Origin of the sequence: Methylobacterium sp. WL103, assembly GCF_008039885.1 — a bacterium.
In the GTDB taxonomy this organism is placed as follows: Bacteria; Pseudomonadota; Alphaproteobacteria; order Rhizobiales; family Beijerinckiaceae; genus Methylobacterium; species Methylobacterium cerastii.
This window is the reverse complement of the sequence record NZ_VRUX01001202.1, coordinates 1-599: the sequence shown is the minus strand read 5'-3', so window position 1 is coordinate 599 and position 599 is coordinate 1. Positions and strand designations below refer to the sequence as shown.

Genomic DNA, 599 nt, shown 5'->3' with positions numbered 1-599 from the left:
CGCCCGGCGCCCATGCCGGCGAGCCCCGCCGCGGCGATGATCGTCGCGAACAGGGCGGCGGGGAGGACCCAGCCGTCGGTGGCCTCGTGGGCGAGGCCGAAGCCGAGGGGCCCGAGGGAGGCGAAGACGTAGCCGATCCCCTGCGCCATCGCCGAGAGGGCGCCGGCCGAGGCGGCGTCGCGGGTGCGCAGGACGAGGAGGCTGAGGCCGAGCCCGAAGCAGCCGCCGATGCCGAGGCCCAGCAGCCCGGATGCGGGGAACCGCAGACCCTCCGGGCCGAAGGCGAGGACGAGGAAGCCGCAGAGCGTCGCGGCCAGCACCGCGAGGATCCAGCCGCGCTGGTCGCGCACGCGCGCGGCGAGCATCGCCACCACCAGCGCGCCCGGCGCCTGGTGCAGGGTCACCACCGAGGCGACGAGCCCGGCATCCAGCGCCGAGAGGCCGCGCCCCTGCAGGATCGCCGGCAGCCAGCCGAACAGCACGTAGGCCAGCGAGGATTGCAGGCCCATGAAGGCGGTGACCTGCCAGGCCAGCGGATCGCGCAGGAGCGAGCCCGGGGCGGCGGCCGCCGCGCGCTCCGGCACGGCGCGGGTCAAGGG

1 protein-coding gene is annotated in these 599 nt (G+C 77.1%); it reads right to left on the bottom strand.

All coding sequences use genetic code 11. The annotated features are described in order from the left end of the window. The coding region (locus FV222_RS28620; RefSeq protein ID WP_147816495.1) for an MFS transporter at nt 1-599 on the bottom strand (599 nt) is incomplete at both ends.